The sequence below is a fragment of the Streptomyces sp. NPDC017202 genome, from assembly GCF_044331705.1.
Taxonomy (GTDB): Bacteria; Actinomycetota; Actinomycetes; order Streptomycetales; family Streptomycetaceae; genus Streptomyces.
Map to the genome: position 1 here is coordinate 32,440 of NZ_JBIRNP010000019.1, position 21,784 is coordinate 54,223.

At 73.0% G+C, this 21,784-nt stretch carries 16 protein-coding genes and 2 tRNA genes; 5 read left to right on the forward strand and 13 right to left on the reverse strand.

Annotated elements, in window-relative coordinates; all coding sequences use genetic code 11:
- Positions 1-35: 35 nt before the first annotated feature.
- The 5 genes from ACH4N1_RS27820 to ACH4N1_RS27840 form a co-directional block, all read right to left on the reverse strand.
- Entirely contained in the window at positions 36-1,262 is a 1,227-nt protein-coding gene (locus ACH4N1_RS27820) for a cytochrome P450 (protein WP_398101192.1), read from the reverse strand.
- Positions 1,263-1,625: 363 nt separating this feature from the next.
- The gene (locus ACH4N1_RS27825; RefSeq protein ID WP_398101194.1) at positions 1,626-2,417 is read right to left on the reverse strand and encodes a PDZ domain-containing protein; all 792 of its coding nucleotides are present in this window, start codon (positions 2,415-2,417) and stop codon (positions 1,626-1,628) included.
- 223 nt (positions 2,418-2,640) lie between these two features.
- Positions 2,641-3,285, reverse strand: a complete 645-nt coding sequence (locus ACH4N1_RS27830) for a helix-turn-helix domain-containing protein (protein ID WP_363088547.1) — start codon at positions 3,283-3,285, stop codon at positions 2,641-2,643.
- A gap of 361 nt (positions 3,286-3,646) precedes the next feature.
- Positions 3,647-5,443 (reverse strand): DEAD/DEAH box helicase, encoded by a 1,797-nt coding sequence (locus ACH4N1_RS27835; protein ID WP_398101196.1) that lies wholly within the window; start codon positions 5,441-5,443, stop codon positions 3,647-3,649.
- Between the two features lie 143 nt (positions 5,444-5,586).
- Positions 5,587-7,059 carry an MFS transporter gene (locus ACH4N1_RS27840; RefSeq protein ID WP_398101198.1) on the reverse strand — a complete coding sequence of 491 codons (1,473 nt, stop codon included), beginning with the start codon at positions 7,057-7,059 and terminating at the stop codon, positions 5,587-5,589.
- Between the two features lie 256 nt (positions 7,060-7,315).
- On the opposite strand from ACH4N1_RS27840, the gene ACH4N1_RS27845 reads away from it, so the two are divergent.
- Positions 7,316-7,413, forward strand: a tRNA-Glu gene (locus ACH4N1_RS27845).
- Positions 7,414-7,434: 21 nt separating this feature from the next.
- A tRNA-Cys gene (locus tag ACH4N1_RS27850) sits at positions 7,435-7,506 on the forward strand.
- 33 nt (positions 7,507-7,539) lie between these two features.
- Here ACH4N1_RS27850 and ACH4N1_RS27855 read toward each other — a convergent pair.
- Positions 7,540-8,028 carry a hypothetical protein gene (locus tag ACH4N1_RS27855; RefSeq protein WP_398101200.1) on the reverse strand — a complete coding sequence of 163 codons (489 nt, stop codon included), beginning with the start codon at positions 8,026-8,028 and terminating at the stop codon, positions 7,540-7,542.
- Between the two features lie 90 nt (positions 8,029-8,118).
- Here ACH4N1_RS27855 and ACH4N1_RS27860 point away from each other — a divergent pair, with 90 nt between their 5' ends.
- Together ACH4N1_RS27860 and tnpB are read left to right on the forward strand one after the other, a co-directional pair.
- Complete coding sequence (locus ACH4N1_RS27860; RefSeq protein ID WP_398101202.1) at positions 8,119-8,694, forward strand: IS607 family transposase; 576 nt, start codon at positions 8,119-8,121, stop codon at positions 8,692-8,694.
- Positions 8,691-10,148, forward strand: a complete 1,458-nt coding sequence (gene tnpB, locus ACH4N1_RS27865; RefSeq protein ID WP_398101204.1) for an IS607 family element RNA-guided endonuclease TnpB — start codon at positions 8,691-8,693, stop codon at positions 10,146-10,148. Before ACH4N1_RS27860 ends, tnpB begins: the two co-directional genes overlap by 4 nt.
- Positions 10,149-10,212: 64 nt before the next feature.
- On the opposite strand, the gene ACH4N1_RS27870 is transcribed toward tnpB, so the two are convergent.
- The 7 genes from ACH4N1_RS27870 to ACH4N1_RS27900 form a co-directional block, all read right to left on the reverse strand.
- A complete protein-coding gene (locus tag ACH4N1_RS27870) occupies positions 10,213-11,394 on the reverse strand; it encodes an SUKH-4 family immunity protein (protein ID WP_398101206.1) in 1,182 nt (393 codons plus the stop codon).
- A gap of 460 nt (positions 11,395-11,854) precedes the next feature.
- A complete protein-coding gene (locus ACH4N1_RS27875; RefSeq protein ID WP_398101208.1) occupies positions 11,855-14,164 on the reverse strand; it encodes a xanthine dehydrogenase family protein molybdopterin-binding subunit in 2,310 nt (769 codons plus the stop codon).
- Positions 14,161-15,942 carry a 2Fe-2S iron-sulfur cluster-binding protein gene (locus tag ACH4N1_RS27880; protein ID WP_398101210.1) on the reverse strand — a complete coding sequence of 594 codons (1,782 nt, stop codon included), beginning with the start codon at positions 15,940-15,942 and terminating at the stop codon, positions 14,161-14,163. Before ACH4N1_RS27880 ends, ACH4N1_RS27875 begins: the two co-directional genes overlap by 4 nt.
- Positions 15,939-16,832, reverse strand: coding sequence for an FAD binding domain-containing protein (locus tag ACH4N1_RS27885; protein WP_382788650.1), 894 nt, complete (start codon positions 16,830-16,832; stop codon positions 15,939-15,941). Before ACH4N1_RS27885 ends, ACH4N1_RS27880 begins: the two co-directional genes overlap by 4 nt.
- 275 nt (positions 16,833-17,107) lie before the next feature.
- Positions 17,108-18,739, reverse strand: coding sequence for a beta-N-acetylhexosaminidase (locus tag ACH4N1_RS27890; RefSeq protein ID WP_398101213.1), 1,632 nt, complete (start codon positions 18,737-18,739; stop codon positions 17,108-17,110).
- Positions 18,740-19,260: 521 nt separating this feature from the next.
- On the reverse strand, positions 19,261-19,545 hold the full coding sequence (locus ACH4N1_RS27895; RefSeq protein ID WP_280881958.1) for a DUF3039 domain-containing protein: 285 nt from the start codon (positions 19,543-19,545) through the stop codon (positions 19,261-19,263).
- Between the two features lie 29 nt (positions 19,546-19,574).
- Positions 19,575-20,147, reverse strand: coding sequence for a YqgE/AlgH family protein (locus tag ACH4N1_RS27900; RefSeq protein WP_363088557.1), 573 nt, complete (start codon positions 20,145-20,147; stop codon positions 19,575-19,577).
- Between the two features lie 261 nt (positions 20,148-20,408).
- On the opposite strand from ACH4N1_RS27900, the gene murA reads away from it, so the two are divergent.
- On the forward strand, positions 20,409-21,755 hold the full coding sequence (gene murA / locus ACH4N1_RS27905) for a UDP-N-acetylglucosamine 1-carboxyvinyltransferase (protein ID WP_363088558.1): 1,347 nt from the start codon (positions 20,409-20,411) through the stop codon (positions 21,753-21,755).
- Positions 21,756-21,784: the final 29 nt, after the last annotated feature.

Sequence of the window (21,784 nt, forward strand, 5' to 3'; positions counted from 1 at the left end):
TGCCGCCCCGGCCCGCGTGCGGCCCGGGTCCGGGGTCAGCCGGCGACGGGGGTGAAACGCACGGGCAGCGTCTGCGGTCCCCGCGTGAAGACGCCCTGTTCCACGAGTTCGGCGCCGTCGGCGAGGCGGAGGTCCGGCATGGCGTCGAGGAGCTGGCCGACCCCGATCTCGACCTCGGCCTTCGCGAGCAGGGCACCGACGCAGAAGTGGCGGCCGAGCGCGAAGGAGAGGTGGTCGGCGGCGGCCGAGAAGGCGGTGGTGGTGGTCAGGTCGTCGCGGAAGATGTCGAACCGGTCCGGATCCCGGTAGCGGTTCTCGTCCCGGTTGGCGGCGCCGATCAGACAGGTGACCGTGGCGCCGGCCGGTACGACACCGCAGCTGAGCGTGACCTCGGTGGCCGACTGCCGCATGATCATGTGCACCGGAGGCGTGTGGCGCAGCGTCTCGGCGAAGGCGCGGGCGATGAGGCCGCGGTCCTCCCGGACGGCCGCCAACTGCTCGGGGTGCTGCAGCAGGTTGGCGAAGATGCCCGCGATCGCCTTGTCGGTGGTCTCGCCGCCCGCGGCGAGCAGCAGGCTGCAGAAGGCCTTGATGTCCTCGTCGCTCATCCGCACGCCGTCGACCTCGGCGGCGCACAGCGTCGACAGCAGGTCGTCGCCGAGGTTGTCGCGGCGTTCCCGGATGATCGGCACCATGTACTCGGCGAACTCCACGCGGGTCCGCTCCCCCGCCGCCGCCACCTCGGGGTCGCCCGAGAGGTTGCCGAGGAAGGCGATGACCGACGTGTACCAGCGGTGGAACCGGGCGTGGTCGGCCTTGTCCAGGCCCAGCATGTCCGCGATCACGTTGACGGGGAAGCGGGTCGCGTAGTCGGCCACCAGGTCGGCGGAGCCGGTGGAGCGGAAGGCGTCGATCAGCTCACGGGAGTTGCGTTCGATCACCGGCAGGAACTTCTCCTGCAGGTCGCTGCCGCGGAAGGCGGGGGCGACCAGGGCCCGCCGCACGGCGTGCTCGCGCCCGCTGAGCTGGAGGATCGTCCTGCCGTGCACGGGCTCGATCTGCCAGGTGTAGTTGTCGGTGGTGAACTCGCCGCTCTTGTCCTTGAAGACGCGCTCCACGTCCTCGTAACGGGAGATGACGTAGCTCTGCGTGGGTTCGTGCCAGAAGAGGGGGGCGCTCTCACGCATCACGCGATAGGCCCGGTAGGGATCCGCGGCGAACTCGGGCGAGAGGATGTCGGGGACCTGCTGAGCGGTGGACATGGATCTCCCTGGGACCGGTAACAGGCTTACCGCACAAGGTTATTGATCATCCGACGGCCGGGACAGCCCGTCCAGGCCAGCTGTTCAACGATGGACGATCCTTGGCCGAAAAGCGTTGCCGTACGACGGCCAGTACTGTGACCGGAAAGGTTTGCCGGAAAGCTCGCGGCGTCCGGTGCTGGGGGCACCTCCCACGCCGTTCGGGCAGTGGGGGAGCATCGCAAGGCGGAGCATTACCCGCGTACTGGATGTACTCGGGTGATGCGACAACGCGGCGGTGGGGGCCCCTCCCGCGCGAGCGAAGCCGAGCGTGGGGGAGCCGTGCCGGGCGTCGCGAGCCGGTGAACCTTTCCGGTCACAGCACTAGCAACTCGGCACCGAGCCCTGGTCCTTCTCCAGCTTGACGAGGGAGTCGACGGCGCCCTTGAGGGTGGTCACCGGGATCAGGCGCAGTCCCGCGGGCAGCTCGGACTTGGCCTCGGAGCACTCCGCCTTGGGCACCAGGAAGACGGTCGCGCCGTCCCGGCGGGCGGCCTGCGTCTTCAGCGCCACTCCGCCGACCGCGCCGACCTTGCCGTCCGCGTCGATGGTCCCGGTGCCGGCGATCGTACGGCCGCCCGTGAGGTCGCCGCCGCTGCCGTCGCCGTCGAGCCGGTCGACGATCCCCAGGGAGAACAGCAGGCCCGCGCTGGGGCCGCCGACGTCGGCGAGCCTCAGCGTGACCTCGATGCCGTCGTCGGTGCGGTCGAGGTACCTCAGCGCGGCCTCGGTCGCGGTGTCCTGGGACTTCTCCATCTGCTCGGTGTTGTACCGCTCGATCTCCTTCGTGCTGTCCCCCGCGGGGTAGACCGAGTCGCGCGGCATCACGGCCTGGTCGGTGCGGAACCAGCCGTCGATCACCTCGCCCAGGGTGACGTGCGCGTCGGGGCCGGTCGCCTCGATGGTCGTCATCCGCAGTTGCCCGGTGGTGTCACGGGTGGGCGCGCCGGAGATCGTGATGACGGGGGTGCCCTTGTTGTCGCCGAGGACGTTCGCCGTCATCCCCGGCTGCGCCACCGAGAACGGCAGCGGCGCGAACCCCACGGTGGCGAGCAGCGCCACGAGCGGAAGGGCGCAGACGGCGAGGGCTTGGGGACGTGTGAGGCGTGAGAGCACGCGCCCAATCTAACGCGAGCCCCGACCCCGGCCACGCGCCGGTGCCCGGCCCGGCGGCCGGCGATCGGCCGGGCAGCGACGAGGGGAACGGCGACCGGCGGGGCGGCGGTCCGAGGGCCGACGGTCCCAGAGCCGGCGGTCCCAGAGCCGGCGGTCCGAGAGCCGGCGGTCCGGGGGGTCGGCAATCCCAGAGCCGGCGGTCCGAGAGCCGGCGGTCCGGGGGTCAGCGCAACGCCTCCGCCACCTCTCGGGCCGCTTCCATCACCCGCTGGCCGACCCGCTCCGGCACCGCGTCGGCCAGCATCACGACCCCTACGCTGCCCTCCACGCCCGTCACGCCCAGCAGCGGCGCCGCGGCCCCGCTCGCGCCGGCCTCCAGCTCGCCGTGGGTCAGGGTGTACCCCGGATCCCCGGAAGCCGTCCGCTGCCGGGCGGACAGGATCGCCTTGCCCGCCGCGCCGCGCTCCAGGGGATGCCGGAAGCCGGCCCGGTAGGCCACGTGGTAGTCGGTCCACGTCGGTTCGACCACGGCGACGGCCAGCGCCTCGGCCCCGTCGACGAGCGTGAGGTGCGCGGTGGCCCCGATGTCCTCGGCCAGCGACCGCAGCGCGGGCAGCGCGGCTTCCCGCACCAGCGGGTGCACCTGCCGGCCCAGCCTCAGCACCCCGAGTCCGACCCGGGCCCGGCCGCCCAGGTCACGCCGTACGAGGGCGTGCTGTTCCAGCGTGGCGAGCAGCCGGTACACGACGGTGCGGTTCACGCCCAGTTTGTGGGAAAGCTCGGTGACGGTCAGCCCGTGGTCCGTGTCGGCCAGCAGCTTGAGGACCCGTAGTCCCCTGTCGAGCGTCTGAGAGGTCTCCGCGGTCACGACGCCCACTCCTTAGTGGTGAGGTCGGCGGCCTCCACAGCGGCGGATGCGTCGCCGAGTCCCGTCAGCGACGCGCGTCAGAGGCCGCCGATCGGCAGAGGGGTCCGGCGTGTCCGGACCCGGTCGCTTCACGGCTGCGCTCCGCGGCGGCGCTGCCACGGGGCGTGTGCGTAGCGGGACAGTAGCGAAGCAGGTTCGCTCAGCGGAAGGCTCCGTCCAGAATCCGGGCAGTGGCCGGTAGGGACTACCTGTGTTTGTCCCCATACGTACGGTGCCGATCCGGTGTCGAGCGCCCTCGGGCGTGCGGTGGACGCCCGCAGACGTCACCTCCGCGTAAGGACGTCACCTCCGCCCGCGGGCGTCACTTCATGCGGGTGGCCCACTCCTGCACCTTGGCGATGCGCTGCCGCAGCTGCCCCGCCGTCGCCTCCGCGCTCGGCGGCCCGCCGCACACCCGCCGCAGCTCGGTGTGGATGACCCCGTGCGGCTTGCCGCTCTGGTGGACGTACGCGCCGACCATCGTGTTGAGCTGCTTGCGCAGCTCCATCAGCTCCTTGTGGGAGACCACCGGCCGCCGCTCGGCCGGCAGCTCCAGCAGGTCGGCCTCGGTGTCCGGCTTTTTGCGGCTGTGCGCGATCTGCTTGGCCTGCCGCTTCTGCAGGAGCAGTTGCACCTGCTCGGGCTCCAGCAGTCCGGGGATGCCGAGGTAGTCCTGCTCCTCCTCGCTCCCGGGGTGGGCCTGCATGCCGAACTCGGCGCCGTTGTACATGACCCGGTCGAAGACGGCGTCGGACTCCAGCGCCTCGAAGGGCAGCATGTCCTGCTCGCCGGTGTCCTCGTCCTGCTCCCGGTTCGCCTCGTCCATCTCCTTCTCGGACTCGGCGTACGGATCCTCCTCGTCCCCGTCCTTCTTCGGCTTGTCGAGGACGTGGTCGCGCTCGCGTTCCATCTCGTTGGCGAAACCGAGAAGGTCGGGCACGGTCGGCAGGAACACGGAGGCGGTCTCGCCGCGCCGCCGCGACCGTACGAAACGGCCGACGGCCTGGGCGAAGAACAACGGCGTGGAGATGGTGGTGGCGTACACGCCGACCGCGAGGCGCGGCACGTCGACGCCTTCCGACACCATCCGCACCGCGACCATCCACCGGTCGGTGCTGTGACTGAACTCGTCGATCCGGTCGGACGCGCCGGCGTCGTCGGACAGGACGAGGGTCGCCTTCGATCCGGTGATCTCCCGGATCAGCTTGGCGTAGGCGCGGGCCGACTCCTGGTCGGAGGCGATGACCAGCGCGCCCGCGTCGGGTATGGCCTTGCGGACCTCGGTGAGCCGCTGGTCGGCGGCGCGCAGCACGCTCGGCATCCACTCGCCGCGCGGGTCGAGCGCCGTACGCCAGGCCTGGCTGATCGCGTCCTTCGTCATCGGCTCGCCGAGCCGTGCGGCGATCTCGTCGCCGGCCTTCGTGCGCCAGCGCATGTTGCCGCTGTAGGAGAGGAAGATGACGGGCCGCACGACGTTGTCCGCGAGGGCGGAGCCGTAGCCGTACGTGTAGTCGGCGGACGAGCGCCGGATGCCGTCGTTGCCCTCCTCGTACGTCACGAAGGGGATCGGGTTGGTGTCGGAGCGGAACGGCGTACCGGTGAGCGCGAGCCGCCGCGTGGCCGGCTCGAACGCCTCCAGGCAGGCCTCGCCCCAGGACTTGGAGTCACCGGCGTGGTGGATCTCGTCGAGGATGACGAGGGTCTTGCGCTGCTCGGCGCGGTTGCGGTGCAGCATCGGCCGTACGCCGACGCCCGCGTACGTCACGGCGACGCCGTGGTAGTCCTTGCTGAGCGGCCCGGCGCTGTACTCGGGGTCCAGCCGGATCCCTATCCGCGCGGCCGCCTCCGCCCACTGCTTCTTCAGGTGCTCGGTGGGTGCCACCACGGTCACCTGCTGCACGACGTGGTGGTGCAGCAGCCAGGAGGCGAGCGTCAGCGCGAAGGTCGTCTTGCCGGCGCCGGGGGTGGCGACGGCGAGGAAGTCGCGCGGCTGCTCCTGGAGGTACTTCTCCATCGCCCCCTGCTGCCAGGCACGCAGCTTGCTGGCGGTACCCCAGGGGGCCCGGCCGGGGAAGGCGGGAGAGAGGTGGTGCGAGGTGGAGGCGGCTGTAGTAGTCACGGTCTCCGGTTCGTGGGTCGTTCGGTTCGTGGGCCGTTCGGCTTCGTGCGTCGTGCGGCACGCCACGTATGACAACCGGGCCACCCTACCGGCGGGCCCCGGCCGTCACCGTGCGAACGACGCCGGGGCGCCCCGGGTGGGACTCACGTCACAGCCGTACCGTCGCCCACCGTCTGTCGCAGCCTCGTCGTCACCCACACCCCCGCCAGAGCCACCGCCGCCATCGGCAGGAAGACGGCGGCGAAGGCGGCCGGATGGGAGGCACCGGAGGCCTCGCCGACGGCGTGCGACACGGTTCCGCCGCCGAGCGCCGCGAAGGCGGCACCGCCCGCGGACAGCAGCAGCACGTTGGACAGGCCGTCGGAGATCTGGAGGGCGGCCGAGTTGGTACCGGCCTCCTCGGGGGCGGACAGCTGGAGCAGGAGCACACTGGTCGAGGAGATCACCAGGCCCATCCCGAAGCAGCCGAAGCCCCAGGCGACGGCCACCGTCCAGGCGGGCACCGCGTCGATCAGGACGCTCGGCGCGGCGGCGATGGCGGCGGCCACGAGCACCATCCCGCCGGTCGTCAGCCGGTCCCGGTACGGCTCCACGCGCGGCCGGGACTGCACCCAGGAGCCCAGCGCCCAGGTCGCCCCGCCGGCCGCGAGGGAGAACCCCGCGAGGGTCGGGCTGAGGCCGCGCTGGGTGACCAGCATCAGCGGCACGAAGGACTCGGCGGCGATGAACGACCCGGCGGCCACCCCGCGCAGCAGCACCACCGAGGGCAGGCCGCGGGCCGCCCGCCAGGTGCCGTGCGGGAGCAGTCCGAGGACGGCCGGCACCAGCAGGGCGACGCCCGCGGCGGCCGGCAGGAGGGAGAGCGGGCGCAGGTCCTGGGCGGCGTACTGGAGCAGGCCCGCGCCGAGGGAGATGCCGAGGGCGAGGCGGATGCGGCGCCGGTCGGAGGAGGCGCCCGCGGCACCGTCGACCGGGCCCGCGGCCCGTCGCCGTATCTGCGGCAGCGCGAGGGCCAGCGGCAGGAGGACCAGCGCGGGGATGCCGAGGAACACCCACCGCCAGCCGAGGTGCTCGGTCACCGCGCCGGACGCCAGCGGACCCACGACCGACGGCACGACCCAGCTCGCCGCGAACGCCGCCATGATCGCGGGCCGCAGCCGTTCCGGGTAGGCCCGCCCCACGACGACGTACAGGGCGACGATCACCAGCCCGCCGCCGAACCCCTGCACGGCCCGCCCGAGGATGAACAGCCACATGACCCCGGCGGTCCCCGACAGCAGAAGGCCCGCGGCGAAGGCGGCGATCCCGCAGGTCAGCGCACCGAGCGGGCCTCGCCGGTCGGACCACTGACCGGCCAGCACCATGCCGGACAGGCTGGTCGTGAAGTATCCCGAGAAGGCGAAGGCGTACAGGGACAGTCCGTCCAGCTCCCGCGCGGCCACCGGCATGGCCGTCCCGACGGCGGTCGCCTCGAAGGCGATCAGCAGCACGACGGACACGATCCCGATGCTCAGGGCCCGGTGGTCCCGCCCGAGGACGCTCCCCTCCGACCTGCGTGGGCTGGACTTCCCGGGTACGTCTGCGACACCGGTGTCGCGAGGTTCATGGACGGCCATGACGGCCAGAGTAAGGCCCACAACCGACAATGACCCCTGTCGGGAGGCGGGACCGGCCCTCGTCCGTTGGTCCTACGCCACTCCCGACCGCCGCCGGATCGTCCCCGTTCACGAACGGTACGGGGCCCCCGTTCGTGAACGGCACATGGCAGTCGTATTGCAGCCCCCGCGGTTCCCTTGAGCCGCCCGGTTCCCGGCGCCTACGGTCATGACCGAGCGGTTCGAAGGGAGGCACTCCCCGAAGAACCCGCCGAACGGCCGTGTGCCCGAGTGGTTCAGGGAGTCGCCTGCGCCGCACTCATCAGCGAGCTCCGCTCGCGGGGACTTACGCGGGTTCGATTCCCGCCACGGCCGTGCGGAAAAGAGTGGTGACACGGCCGTGTGCCCGAGTGGTTCAGGGGCTCGCCTGCAAAGCGAGTTACGTGGGTTCGAATCCCGCCACGGCCTCCGACACCGTCCACCGCCGCGGGCGTGCGCGCTCTACGGTTCCCGTCCTGCGCCCTGTGGCCACGACGTGCCGAGGTCCTCGCGCATCGCCGCCTGGGCCGCTTCCGTGGCCGTCAGGTAGTCGCGCACGTGGGTCCGGAACTCCGGGGCGTCCGTGGCGGTGCCCGTCGCCACCAGGTCGCGCAGGGCCCGCACCTTCCAGAAGGCCTCGTTGACCGGGGCCATGACGTCCCACGGGGCGATCAGGGCCAGTTCGTAGCGCAGCGGGTACAGGTTGCTGGAGGTGAAGACCCCGTGGGCGGCCGCGCGGGCCTCCGCCGGGGGGAGCGGCTCGCCGGCGGTCTCGTGCAGGCGGGTGTACGCGTCGGACAGCGCGGCCATGAACGCCGCGTACGCCTGCCGGCGGGTGTCCCGGTCGAGGGTTTCGCGGTCGCGGCGCCAGCGGAGACGGTCGGCGAGCAGGGTCGATCCGATGCCGATCGCCGCGCCGGTCAGGGTGTTCACGGGGGCCGGCCAGTCCATGCGGGGGACCTTACGGCGCGGACCGGGGGTGACAACTGCTGCGTAGTTCATCAGTGAACCTCAGCTTTTCTCAACTGTTATCTTGACCGTGTGAAACTTTCCGAGTGGGCGGTGCGCAATGGCGTGCACTACCAGACCGCGTGGACGTGGGCGAAAGAGGGCCGTATGCCGGTCCCGGTGCGCCAGACCCCGTCCGGTACGTGGCTGGTCGATGAACCCGCTGCGGAGATGTCCGGCCGTGTCGTGGCGTACTGCCGTGTGTCGTCGGCGGACCAGAAGAGTGACCTTGACCGGCAGGTGGCCCGGGTGGTGGCCGGTGCGAACGGGCTGGGTCTGGCAGTCGCCGAGGTCGTCACCGAGGTCGGCTCGGGACTGAACGGGCGGCGCCGCAAGCTGCACCGGGTTCTGTCCGACCCACAGGCGGCGGTGATCGTGGTGGAGCACCGTGACCGGCTGGCCCGGTTCGGCGTCGAGCATCTGGAGGCCGTCCTCACTGCGTCCGGGCGGCGCCTGGTCGTCCTCGACCCCGCCGAGACCGCTGATGACCTGGTGCGAGACATCACCGATGTGCTCACGTCGATGTGCGCGCGTCTGTACGGGCGGCGCGCGGCGAAGAACCGGGCCGCCCGCGCGGTCGCGGTGGCGACCGGGGAGGCCGCCGAGTGAAGAAATTCAGGCCGCAGCCTGGTTTCGTGGTGCAGGCGTACCGGTTCGCCCTGGACCCGAACGCCGTCCAGGAGCACGCGTTGCGCTCGCACTGCGGTGCCGCGCGTGCCGCGTACAACTGGGCTGTCGGCTGGGTCACCGCCTGCTGGTGGCAGCGCAGGGCCGAGGAAACGTACGGCATCGCCGAGGCGGAACTGACCGAGTGGCGGCCGTGGTCGCTGCCATCGCTACGCAAGGCGTTCAACCAGGCCAAGACGACCGACCCGCGGTTCTGCGGCTGGTGGGAGGAGAACTCCAAGGAGGCGTACTCCACCGGCCTGGCGAACGCGTCGGCCGCGTTCGACAACTACGTCAAGTCGAAGAGCGGCACACGGCGTGGCAAGCGGATGGGTACGCCGCGGTTCAAGTCGAAGCGGAAAGCGCGCCTGTCCTGCCGCTTCACCACCGGCACGATCCGCGTCGACACCGACGGCCGGCACGTCACGCTGCCGAGGCTGGGGACGATCCGCACCCACGAGCCCACCAACAGCCTCCTTGCCCGGGTGCAGGCCGGGACGGCGCGGATCCTGTCGGCGACCGTCCGGAACGAACGCGGACGCTGGTTCGTCTCCTTCCAGGCCGAGGTCAAGCGCGACCTCACACGGGTCGCCCGGCCGGACACGGCGGTCGGGATCGATCTGGGCGTGAAGACCCTGGCGGTGATGGCCGACTCGACGGGCGAGATCCGCACCGTCGCCAACCCCGGGCACTACAACCGGGCGCGCAGGCAGCTGCGGCGCGCCTCCCGCATCGTGTCCCGCCGCCAGGGCCCCGACCGGCGCACCGGGCAGAAGCCGTCCAGACGGTGGGAGAAGGCCAACGCCCAGCGGAACAAGGTCCACCATCGCGTGGCGAACCTCCGCGAAGACGCCCTGCACAAACTCACCACGAGCGTGGCCGCCGAGTACGGCACCGTTGTGGTCGAGGACCTCAACGTCGCCGGGATGCTCCGTAACCGGCGTCTGGCCCGCCGGATCGCCGATGCCGGATTCGGCGAGATCCGACGCCAGCTCGACTACAAGACCCGCCGGCGCCACGCCACCCGCCTCGTGGTCGCCAACCGCTGGTACCCCTCATCCAAAACCTGCTCCGGGTGCGGCGCGGTGAAAGCCAAGCTGCCGCTGCACATGCGGACCTACGAATGCGACGCATGCGGTCTGGTCATCGACCGGGACGACAACGCCGCGCTCAACCTCGCCGCTCTCGCGGCAGCCTGCGTGACTGGTACCGGAGTGGCCGGAGACCAGGACACCGCCCCGGCGGTGTCGAAACCTCGTGGAGCCGACCGGAAGACCCGCGCCACCCGCCCCCGCCGCAAGGCGGAGGCGGGGCGGGCAGGTGGCGCAGCCCTGCCGCACCAGCGGCAGGAGGAAACGAGAGACCGTACCCAAACCGAAGCCCTCACGCTTTGGTGACGCGACGGACCTTCCGGGCCGAAACGCCCGGAACGCTGAGAGCCACTGAGGCTCTGAGCAACGGCTATGCGTAGAGTCCGCCGCCCGCCTCGTCCTCGAACATGCCCGGCCAGTAGCGCCAGCCGTCGTCGGTGGGCGTCCTCGGGGTCGGGTCGCAGGCGACCGGGTCGAGGGCGGCCAGGGTGCGGGTCATGGTGGCGGCCAACTGGTCGTAGGCCTCGGTCAGTTCGTGTTCGGCGTCGAGGGTGTGCTCGCGGTGGACGAGCCAGAGGGTGAACGCCAGCGTCGAGATGTCGGCGTTCAGCGGGCGGAGCCTGGACTCCGTCTCGCTCCAGGCCAGCACCGCGCCGGTGGTGCCGTCGAGGACGAGGCTGGTGTCCTCCACGAGGTGGCCGAGGCGGATCAGCCGGTCGGCCTCCTCGGGGAGTTCGGTGTGCGGCTCGTCGGCCCAGTGCTCGGCGAGGGTGGGCAGCGGGACGTCCAGGTCGAGGGAGAACCAGACGCACTCCTCGGGCAGTCCCGTCTCCCGCAGGAAGCGGCGGGTCGGCTCGTGGGAGAGGGCGGCCGGGAAGTCGACCTCCTCGAAGCGGACGATCGCGCCGGTGTCGAACTCCTCGTCCAGCAGCCGGGGCGGCAGGTCCAGGGCGAGCCCGGAGCGGGTGCCGGGGCCCGCGACCAGCGCCAGGGGACGGATCACGGCGGCCAGCCGCCAGAACGGGGGCACCTCGCCGTCCGCGCCCGACTCGTACAGCGCGAGGAGCTGTCCGGAGGCCTCGGCCACCGCGTCGGGCCCGAAACGCCCGGCGTAGGCCGCGAACTGGCCTCTGAGCGCCGCGAGTTCGTCGGCGGCCGTGGCGAACCGGACGAGCTTCTCCAGGGAGGGCGCGAGCGGCCGGCGGTCCATCAGGTCGGGACGGTCGTGGAGGAAGTACGTCGTCGTGATCTCGCCGGTCGCACCGTCGAGGAGCACGGACTCGGTCTCGGGGCCCGCCTGGCCCAGGAGTCCGCCGATGACCAGCTGGCCGCGCAGGTCCTCGGGGAGCAGGTGGTCGGGGTCGGCGGTGGAGTCGGCGAGCGGGCGCAGGCCGTCCGCGCGCAGCGCCTCGAACGTCACCAGCGCGCCGACGTCGGGCAGTCCGGGGCCGGTCAGCCAGCGGCGGCTCGGCACGTGGGTGACGTACGGATCCAGCTCGGCCTCGGAGAGGGTGATCACCGGCGTGCCGGCGGTGGTGCTGGTCGTGCTCATCGGTCCCCCGTGCGTGAAGTTCGCCGTCCCACTGCTCCGCACCCTACGCGGCACCACTGACAACGGCCCTCGGCAGGAAGGACGTCGGGCCACGCGCGCGCGTTCCCTCCCCGCGAGGATCGCACCGCCCTCTCCCCCGCGGACGACTCCGCGGTTTACGGCCGGAGTCCGGTGCGTGACGTGCGCGTGCGGTCCGGTCGGGTCCGGTCAGGCCGGTCCACTTCGGTTCGGTCGGGTCAGGCCGGTCCGGTCCGGTGAACGCCGTCGTCGGACGGACGCCGGGCGGCGCGTCCCGCCCGACGTGCGTCGGGCGTCAGGTGCCAGACATCCGTCCCACGCGCGCGTCCCTGCCCGCGGCGGCCCGCGCCGACAACCGGTGCCGGTGCCGCAGCCGCAGCCGCGGGCCTCCCCCGCCGACACCGGGGGCGTACTCCCGCACCCCGTCACGCGGGGGCGGGGCTCACTGGCTCGTGACGACGGCCGCCTGCGGCCTTATCGGCAGCCGGTTCACCGGGCGGCCGGTCGCGGCCCGCACGGCGGAGGCGATCGCCGCCGGGGAGGTCACGACCGGGACCGCGCTGGCCGCCTTCGCGCCGAACGGCGCGACCACGTCCCGCTCCTCGACCAGTTTGACGATCCGGATGTCCGGCGCGTCCAGGGCCGTGGGCAGGGCGTAGCCGGTGAGGTCGGGGTGGCGGATCAGGCCGCGCGGGGTGCGCAGGTTCTCGGTGAGGGCGATGCCGACGCCCTGGGTGACGCCGGCCTCGATCCGGGCGGCGAGCTGTGCCGGGTTGAGCACCCGGCCGACGTCCTGGGCGACCGCCAGTTCGACGACCCGCACCGAGCCCAGCTCGATGTCGACGTCGACGACCGCGCGGATCGCGCAGAAGGCGAGGCCGACGAACGCGTCGCCCTGGCCGGCCCCGTCCAGCGGCTCGGTGGGGTGCGGGCGGCACTGCGCGGTGGCCCACAGCTCCTTGCCGTGCAGTTCCTCGGCGACGGTCGTCGACAGGACGCCGTCGTACGAGGTGATCTTGCCGTCGGTGATCTGGAGGAGTTCGGTGGACATGCCGAACTTGTGGGCCAGGGGCTGGAGGAGCTGGGTGCGGACCATCTTGGCCGCGCGTTCCACCGCGCCGCCGGAGACCCAGGTGTGCCGGCCGCGGCAGCCGGGGCCGGCCGGGGGCTGGTCGGTGTCGACGGGCGCGACGTGCACCTCGTCGACGCCGAGGGTCTCCTGGACGATCTGGCGGGCGAGGGTGGTGAAGCCCTGCCCCGTCTCGACGGCCGCGCACAGGACGGTCGCGACGCCGTCCTGGACCTTGACGGTGGCGGTGGAGACCTCGTCCGTGCCTTCCGCGCCGAGCATGTGGACCATGCCGAGGCCGTAGCCGACGCCCCGGCGCACCGCGCCCGGCTCGCCCGCGCCCTCGGGGCCGCCGGGCAGCAGCCAGTCCTCCTCGGGGGTGTCCTTCGGCAGGGCGGGCAGCGGGAAGTCCTGGACGGCCTGGAGGAGTTCGGCGACGGGCGCCGGGCAGGTCACCGTCTGGCCGGTCGGCAGGACGTCGCCGGTGGCCATGGCGTTGCGCAGCCGCAGCTCCGCCGGGTCCACGCCGAGCTTCTTGGCCAGTTTGTCCATCTGCGCCTCGTAGGCGGCGCAGACCTGCATCGCCCCTTCGCCGCGGACATGACCGGAGGGCGGGTTGTTGGTGCGGACGGCCCAGCCCTCGATGAAGGCGTTGGGGACGACGTAGGGGCCGCAGGCGAAGGAGACGGCGGCGGCCAGGGCCTCGGCGGAGGTGTCGGCGTAGGCGCCGGCGTCGAGGAGGATCTGCGCCTCCACCTTGACCAGCCGGCCCTCGGCGTCCGCGTGGTGGCGGTACCGCAGCAGGGTGGGGTGGCGGTGGGCGTGGCCGAGGAAGGACTCCTCGCGGGTGGCGGTGAGTTTGACCGGGCAGCCGGTCCGCAGCGCGAGCAGGCCGAGCGGGAGCTGGAAGCCCTGGTCCTCGCGGTCGGCGGTGGCACCGGGCACACCGGTGACGACGATCTTCACCTGATCGGATGACAGGCCGAAGCAGGCCGCGGCGGTGTCCCGGTCGCTGTGCGGGTCGGTGGAGGCCAGGTACAGCTCGACGCCGCCGTCGGGCCTGGGGACGGCGAGGCCGGCCTCGGCGCCGATGGGCGCGGGGTCGGCGCGGCCGATGCGGTACTGGCCCTCGACGACGATCTCGCCGGCCACGGCCGGGTCGCCGTGATGCAGCGGGATGTGCCGGATCAGGTTGCCGTCGGGGTGCAGCGGCTCGGCCTCGAAGGCGAGTTCGGGGTCGGTGACCGGGTCGAGCACCTCGTACTCGACGATGACGGCCGCGGCGGCCATCCGCGCGGTGTCGGGGTGGTCCGCGGCGACGGCCGCGATGGGCTCGCCCTGGTGGCGCACGACCTCGGAGGCGAACACCGGGCGGTCGGCCCGGCCGCGTCCGTGCAGCGGTCCGCCGGGCACGTCCTCGTGCGTGACGACGGCCCGTACGCCGGGCATCTCCCGCGCGTGGGTGGTGTCGATGGAGACGATGCGCGCGTGGGCGTGCGGGGAGCGCAGCACGGCCGCCCAGAGCAGGCCCTCGGCCCACAGGTCGGCCGCGTACGGGAAGGTGCCCTCGGTCTTGGCGCGGGTGTCGGCGGCCGGCAGGGAGGCGCCGAGGCCGTGCGGGATCGGCTCGGGGGCCGGGGCGGCCTCCGCGGGGCTTGTCGCGGTGGCTGCTTCGTCGGTCACGCCTGGCCTCCGTCCTGGCCGTACGCCGGGTCGTGCGGGTGGGGCTGCGCGGGGTTGTCGAACGCCGACGCGTGGATGCCTCCGGCGCCGGGGCCCGCCTGGTGCGGGATACGTGCCTCGTCGCCGTCCGGCTCGGTGTCCGCCGAGGAGTGCGCCTCGCGTTCGGCGACGACGTCCTGGACGGCCTGGAGGACGCCCCGGTAGCCGGAGCAGCGGCACAGGTTGCCGCAGAGCGCCTGGCGGGCCTCCAGTTCGGTGGGGGCGGGGTTGCCCTCCAGCAGGTCGTGCACGGTCATCGCCATGCCGGGCACGCAGAAACCGCACTGCACGGCCCCGCACCGGGCGAGCGCCCGCTGCACGTCGGAGGGCCCGTCGACGGCGAGACCTTCGACGGTACGGATCTCGCTGCCGGCGGTGGTGACGGCGGGGACCAGGCAGGAGGCGACGAGGCGCCCGTCCACCTGGACGTTGCAGGCGCCGCACTCGCCCTGGGAGCAGCCGTCCTTGGCGCCGGCGAGTCCGAGCCGCTCCCGCAGGACGTAGAGCAGCGACTCGCCGATCCAGGCGTCGGTGACGGGCCGGTCGGAGCCGTTGACGCGCAGGGCGTAGGAGGCGAGGGGGTGGTCGTCGTGGTGGGCCGCCCCCGGCGCGGGCCCGGCCTCCGCGCCGTCGTCCACGCGCGTGGACGCGGCGCCGGGGCCGGCCGATTCGGCGGGTGCAGGGGGTTCGGCGGGCGCGGGGGGTTCGGCGGCGTGGGCCTGTCCGGCGGGTTCGGCCTGTCCGGCGGGTTCGGTCTGCTCGCCGTGCTCGCCGCGTCCGTAGCCCTCGTCGTACTCGCGGCGTTCGTCGTACTCGCGGCGTTCGTCGTGCTCGCGGTGTTCGCCGTACCCGCCGTGTTCGACGTGCCCGTCCGGGCGGGCGTCCGGGTCCGGGGCCGGTGCGGCTGCCGGCCGGGTGGGCTCGGCGGCCTCTGCGGGCTCGTGAGCGCCTTCCGTGCCGCCGAGGTCCCCGGGAGCCTCCGGAGGCGCCTGATGGGCCGCCACGGGACCGGGCGCGGCCTCGTACGGCTGCCCGGGCGCGGGGTGCGCGCCGGGGTGCTCGTGGGACGCGGGGTCCGTGTCGTACCGCGGGGGGTACCCGAAGGCGGTGGCTTCCGGGCGGGCGCCGGCGGCCTCGGCGAGCGGGACGCCGGCCCCGTCGGTGCCGTCGCCCCAGGACCGCTCGTCCGGTGCGGGCTCCGGCGCCCAGGGCGCGGAGGCGCCGCCCGGCAGGGTGGCCGGGGGCGTGCCGCCGCCCCACTGTTCGACCAGTGCCGAGGTGGTGAACTCGCCCGACTCGTCGGGCAGATCGCCGCCCGCGACGGGGATCGACCACTGGCCGGTCACGTCGTGGCCGGGCGCCGGGGCGGGCTCGGCGGGCGCGCCCGCGTCGTCGAAGGTCCACTGGCCGGTGGCCCCGGGGTGGTACGTGAACCGGTCGCCGCCGGCCGTCCCGCCCGCCGGCGCGGGCCAGTCGGCGCCGGCGGCGGGGTCCGCCCAGGTGCCGTCGCCGGCCGCCGGGTCGGTCCCGTCGTGCGTCGCCTCGATCGGCGGGGGCACGTAGCCGTGGCCGGGCGCCGCGAGCGGGCTGCCGTCGCCGCGGGCCGCCAACAGCGCGTCGATGCCGCCCTCGGGGAGCTTCACGAAGGCGGTGGCGCCGTCGTCGTAGTCGCCCTGGGGCAGCGGGTCCCAGCGGCCGCCGCCCGGCGGCGTGCCCTGTCCGTGCTGGTCGTCGGTCATGACAGTGCCCTCCCCAGTGCTCGTCGGGCCAGTGCGGCGACGATGCGCCGCAGGTGCAGTACGGCGGGCGGTAGCGGTTGCACGGAGCCGTCCTCGGCGGGGACCGGGTCCGGGATGCAGGCGGCGGCGACGTACTCGCCGAAGGCGTTGAGCGCCTCCGGGACGAGCGCGCGGTTGTTGTCCCAGTCGATGAGCCGGGCGACCCACTGCTCGGCCTCCAGGGGCCGCAGCGGCATCGGGGCTATGGCGCCGACGGCGCACCGGACTCCGCGCCGGGCGGGGTCGAGGACGAGGGCGACGGAGGCGACGGCCCGTCCGGGGCCGGTGCGGCCGGTGGCCTTCAGGAAGACCTGGGGGGCGTGCAGCAGCGGCACGCGCACGTACCCGATGAGTTCGCCGCCGCGCAGCATGTCCATGCCTGCCAGGAGGTGCGACACCGGGATCTCGCGGCGGGCGCCGCCCGGGCCCGCGATGATCAGGGTCGCCTCCAGCGCGGCCAGCACGGGCAGCGCGTCACCGGTGGGGGAGGCGGAGGCGATGTTGCCGCCCAGGGTGCCCGCGTTGCGGATGTGCGGCGGGCCCGCGGCGCGCGCGGCGGCGGCGAGCGCCGGGATGAGGGCGGCGAAGTCGGGGCGGCCCATGCGCGCGTGGGTGAGTCCGGCGCCGAGCAGGGCGTGCCCGTCCTGGTACTGCCAGCCGCGGATCTCGCTGATGCGGCCGAGGCCGACCAGGGCCGCGGGCCTGAGCTGGCCGGAGTTGACGGCGGCCATCAGGTCGGTGCCGCCCGCCACGGGGACGGCGGCCGGCGTGACGGCGAGTGCCGCCACGGCTTCGTCCAGTGTCGCGGGCAGCGTGACGGCCTGCCCCGCCTGCGGTGCGTGCGTGGTCAAAACCGGCTGCCCCTTCCCGCTGCCCCACCTGGTCCCACCTGTGCTGCCGTACGGTACGTGCTGACAGGGCGGACGTGGCAACTCTGGCACATCTTCGCAAGGCCTGAACGCGGGGGTCCGCCAGGAGGCATTCGCCCACCTCACCCGGGAGACGGTCCTTTTCCGGACGACATCACCGGTGTGCGTGAATTGCCACCCTTCGGCGATCCTGCCGGGTTTTTTCCGTTACCGGAGCCCTGGTCCGGGCTCAGCAATCCGGGCTCAGCGGTCCGGGCTCAACAATCCGGAGGCGGCCCCTCGATCGGGCGGCCGAGCACGCCGGGCCGCTTCTGCCAGGGCTTCGGGCCGCCCGGTGGCCGGTAGGCGACGCCCAGGGCGTCCAGGCGCTCGTAGTGGGCCGCCATCCGCCGCTCGAAGCCGGCGAAGTCACGCCGCTCCGGGGCGGGCAGCGGGCTCCAGGCGACCTCGGCGAAGGCCGCGAGCCGGGGGAAGACCTGGTAGTCCACGCGCGCGGCGTCCTCCATCGTCTCGGTCCACACGTTGGCCTGCGCGCCCAGCACGTGCCGCGCCTCGTCGGGCGTCAACTCGGGCGGCACCGGCTCGAACCGGTAGACGTCCTCCAGGCCGCGCACGTAGCCGATCGGCACGGGCTCGTCGGCGCCGCCGTCCTGCCGGTGGTCCAGGTACACCTGCTGCTCGGGGCACATGACGACGTCGTGCCCCGCGCGCGCGGCGGCGATCCCGCCCGCGCGGCCCCGCCAGGACGACACGGCGGCGCCCTCGGCGAGGCCGCCCTCGAGGATCTCGTCCCAGCCGATGAGCCGCCGTCCGCGCGCGGCGAGCCAGGTGCCGAAGTGGCCGATGAACCAGGCCTGCAGTCCGTCCTCGCCGGCGAGGCCGAGTTCCTCGATGCGGGCCTGCGCGGTGGGCGAGGCGCGCCACTGGTCCTTGGGGCATTCGTCGCCGCCGACGTGGATGAACTCCGACGGGAAGAGGTCGAGGACCTCCTCGAGGACCCCCTCGTAGAAACGCAGGGTGCGGTCGGTGGGGGCGAGGACGTTCGGGCTGATCCCCCAGGTGTCCCAGACGGAGAGCGCCCGGGTGTCGACGACGTCGGTGTTGCCGAGTTCCGGATAGGCGGCGATGGCGGCCTGCGAGTGTCCGGGGACATCGATCTCGGGGACGACGGTGATGTGCCGGTCGGCGGCGTAGGCCACGATCTCCCGGATGTCGTCCCGGGTGTAGAAGCCGCCGTGCGGCCTGTCGTCCCACAGCGGTGAGGCGCGGTGGCCGAATTTCGTGCGGGAGCGCCAGGAGCCGACCTCGGTCAGCCGCGGGTGGCGTTCGATCTCGATGCGCCAGCCCTGGTCGTCGGTCAGATGGAAGTGGAGGACGTTGAGTTTGTGCGCGGCCATCAGGTCCAGCTGGCGCAGGACGCCTTCCTTGGGCATGAAGTGCCGGGCCACGTCGAGGAGAAGACCGCGCCAGCGGAAACGCGGGCCGTCCTCGATGATCTGGTGCGGGATGCCGTGACGCGTTCCGGGCCGCACCGGAGCACGCCGGAAAGCCTCCGGGCCGAGGAGCTGACGCAGGGTCTGCGCGCCCCAGAAGACGCCGGCCGGGTCACCGCCGCGGATCTCGACGCCCTCCCGGACACCGACGCCCAGCCGGTACGTCTCCGGCTCCATCGTGTCGTCGAGCAGCAGCCGTACGCCGTCGCGGGCCTGCTCGGGGCCGGTCCGCAGCGGCAGGCCGAGCGCGGCGCCGAGGGTGGCCCGCAGCCAGCGTTCGGTGGTCTCCGTGCCGGGCGCGGCCCACAGGGTGGTGCGGTCGTCCAGCAGCACCCCGCACCGTGCGGGGCCCTCGACGGCGCGCGGCGCCGGAATGATCTCGTTGCCAGAAGTCACGTCGGTCCTTCACCGCTCCGCCGGGCCCGGAGACGAATCGTCGCTGCCCGCGTGGGAAGAGCACACGCGGGGGAAGAACACCGGCGGCGCGAGAGGGAAAGGGATCCGCCGCGGGAATCGCGCACGGCTCGCCCCGTCGAGGTGCGCGGCCCCCCTTTCGGCGCCTCGGGGACGCCTTTCCCGAAACCCCTCGGCACACGGATCCCGAATACCGAATGCCGAAGGCCACCGGGAACACGACCGGCGGGGTGACCCGGAAGCGGAACCGGAATCGTGTGGCGGCGGCCGCGGCGGGAGACGCGACGGCCGCCGGGACGAGCACCGAGGCGACCGCGACGACCGCACCGCCGGGGAATCGACCGCCGAATTCCCGCCACCCGAAGACGCGCCGGAAGGAATCCGGGCCGGGAACAAGGTGCAAGGGCCAGGGACTTCACGGCCTCCCCGCCGAGGCCGTGCCGTGCGGCGGCACGGCACGGCACGGAACACGGGAATCCCCGGGCCTCAGCCCGAGGGGCAGGTCACTTGTCGCCCTTGCCCTTGTCGTCGTCGCCACCGGAACCCATGGACTCGTAGATCTCCTTGCACATGGGACACACGGGGTACTTCTTCGGGTCCCGGCCGGGCACCCACACCTTGCCGCAGAGCGCCACGACGGGAGTCCCGTCGAGCGCGCTCGCCATGATCTTGTCCTTCTGGACGTAGTGCGCGAAGCGCTCGTGGTCACCGTCGCCGTGCGACACCTGCGGCGTCGGCTCTACGAGGGTCCCCGTTCCGGTGCCGCGCTCGGGCTCAAGAGTGCTCATACGGCCAAGGGTACTGAAGGTCACACGCGTCAGTTGAGCGAAGGGTCGTCCGGGTACGTCGCCACCATCGCCAGCTCGTTGCGCTGCCGGCGCAGGACCTCGCGCCAGAGGGTCTCCGGCGAGGGCGAGGACACGTCACCGGGCTCGGACTCCACCACGTACCAGGCGCCCTCCACCAGCTCGTCCTCCAGCTGGCCGGGGCCCCATCCGGCGTACCCGGCGAAGATCCGCAGGGAGCCGAGGGCCGAGGCGAGCAGCTCCGGCGGGGCCTCCAGGTCGACGAGGCCGATCGCGCCGTGCACCCGCCGCCAGCCCAGCGGCGCGCCGTCGACGGCGGCGCCGCCGGGGATCACGGCGACGCCGAGCGCCGAGTCGAGGGAGACCGGACCGCCCTGGAAGACGACACCCGGTTCACCGGTGAGGTCCGCCCAGTCCTCGAGGATGTCCCCGACGCCCACCGGTGTCGGGCGGTTGAGGACGACACCGAGCGAGCCCTCCTCGTCGTGGTCGAGGAGGAGCACCACCGCGCGGTCGAAGTTCGGGTCCGCCAGGGCGGGGGTTGCCACGAGCAGCCGCCCTGTGAGCGAGGACACCTCGGTCATGCCAGACATGATCCCCCATCTTCCCCGCGTGTGGGGAGGCAACCGGGGCACGAGGAGGGGTGCGGGACGGGCGCACGCGTGCGGGACGGGCTCCCGGCCGCCGCGACCCGGCCCGCGGTGACCCCATGTGCCCGGCGGGAAACGGTTCGTGTTGTGACACAGCCATGACCCTGCTGAGTGCTCCTCGGGCTTACGGGACCGGGGTCCACGGCGATTACTCTGTCCTCTCGGCCCTGCCCCACTCCACGGAACGCGAGATACATGACCGTCAACGGCTCAGACGACGTCCTGCTTGTCCACGGCGGAACCCCGCTTCAGGGCGAGATCCGGGTCCGCGGTGCGAAGAACCTCGTACCCAAGGCCATGGTCGCCGCCCTGCTGGGCAGTGAGCCGAGCCGACTGCGCAACGTTCCGGACATCCGTGACGTGCGGGTCGTACGCGGCCTGCTGCAACTGCACGGGGTCACGGTCCGTCCGGGTGAGGAGCCGGGCGAGCTGGTGCTCGACCCGACCTACGTCGAGAGCGCCAACGTCGCCGACATCGATGCCCACGCGGGCTCCAGCCGCATCCCGATCCTGTTCTGCGGCCCGCTGCTGCACCGCCTCGGCCACGCCTTCATCCCGGGCCTGGGCGGCTGCGACATCGGCGGCCGGCCCATCGACTTCCACTTCGACGTGCTGCGGCAGTTCGGCGCGAAGATCGAGAAGCGGGCGGACGGCCAGTACCTGGAGGCCCCGCAGCGGCTGCGCGGCACGAAGATCGTGCTGCCGTACCCGTCCGTCGGCGCGACCGAGCAGGTGCTGCTGACGGCCGTCCTCGCCGAGGGCGTCACGGAACTCGCGAACGCGGCCGTCGAGCCGGAGATCGAGGACCTGATCTGCGTCCTGCAGAAAATGGGCGCCATCATCGCGATGGACACCGACCGCACGATCCGCATCACCGGCGTGGACAAGCTCGGCGGCTACGACCACCGCGCCCTGTCGGACCGTCTGGAGGCCGCCTCCTGGGCGTCCGCGGCGCTGGCGACCGAGGGCGACATCTACGTCCGCGGCGCCCAGCAGCGCTCGATGATGACGTTCCTGAACACCTACCGCAAGGTGGGCGGCGCCTTCCGGATCGACGACGAGGGCATCCGCTTCTGGCACCCCGGCGGGCAGCTGAAGTCGATCGCGCTGGAGACGGACGTCCACCCGGGCTTCCAGACGGACTGGCAGCAGCCGCTCGTCGTCGCCCTCACCCAGGCCACGGGCCTGTCCATCGTCCACGAGACGGTCTACGAGTCGCGGCTGGGCTTCACGTCCGCGCTCAACCAGATGGGCGCCCACATCCAGCTGTACCGCGAGTGCCTGGGCGGTTCGGACTGCCGCTTCGGCCAGCGCAACTTCCTGCACTCGGCGGTCGTGTCCGGTCCGACCAAGCTCCAGGGCGCGGACCTGGTCATCCCCGACCTGCGCGGCGGCTTCTCCTACCTGATCGCCGCCCTCGCGGCCCAGGGCACGTCCCGCGTCCACGGCATCGACCTGATCAACCGCGGCTACGAGAACTTCATGGACAAGCTGATGGAGCTCGGCGCGAAGGTGGAACTGCCGGGCAAGGCACTCGGATAGCCCCGTCCCGCGCACACGCCGATGGGGCG

Coding starts and splice junctions, on each gene's coding strand:
- ACH4N1_RS27855 (WP_398101200.1), bottom strand. CDS start 8,028: ATGGACTGGCCGGCCCCCGTGAACACCCTGACCGGCGCGGCGATCGGC.
- ACH4N1_RS27900 (WP_363088557.1), bottom strand. CDS start 20,147: ATGACCGAGGTGTCCTCGCTCACAGGGCGGCTGCTCGTGGCAACCCCC.
- ACH4N1_RS27840 (WP_398101198.1), bottom strand. CDS start 7,059: ATGGCCGTCCATGAACCTCGCGACACCGGTGTCGCAGACGTACCCGGG.
- ACH4N1_RS27880 (WP_398101210.1), bottom strand. CDS start 15,942: ATGACCGACGACCAGCACGGACAGGGCACGCCGCCGGGCGGCGGCCGC.
- ACH4N1_RS27895 (WP_280881958.1), bottom strand. CDS start 19,545: ATGAGCACTCTTGAGCCCGAGCGCGGCACCGGAACGGGGACCCTCGTA.
- ACH4N1_RS27870 (WP_398101206.1), bottom strand. CDS start 11,394: ATGAGCACGACCAGCACCACCGCCGGCACGCCGGTGATCACCCTCTCC.
- ACH4N1_RS27820 (WP_398101192.1), bottom strand. CDS start 1,262: ATGTCCACCGCTCAGCAGGTCCCCGACATCCTCTCGCCCGAGTTCGCC.
- murA (WP_363088558.1), top strand. CDS start 20,409: ATGACCGTCAACGGCTCAGACGACGTCCTGCTTGTCCACGGCGGAACC.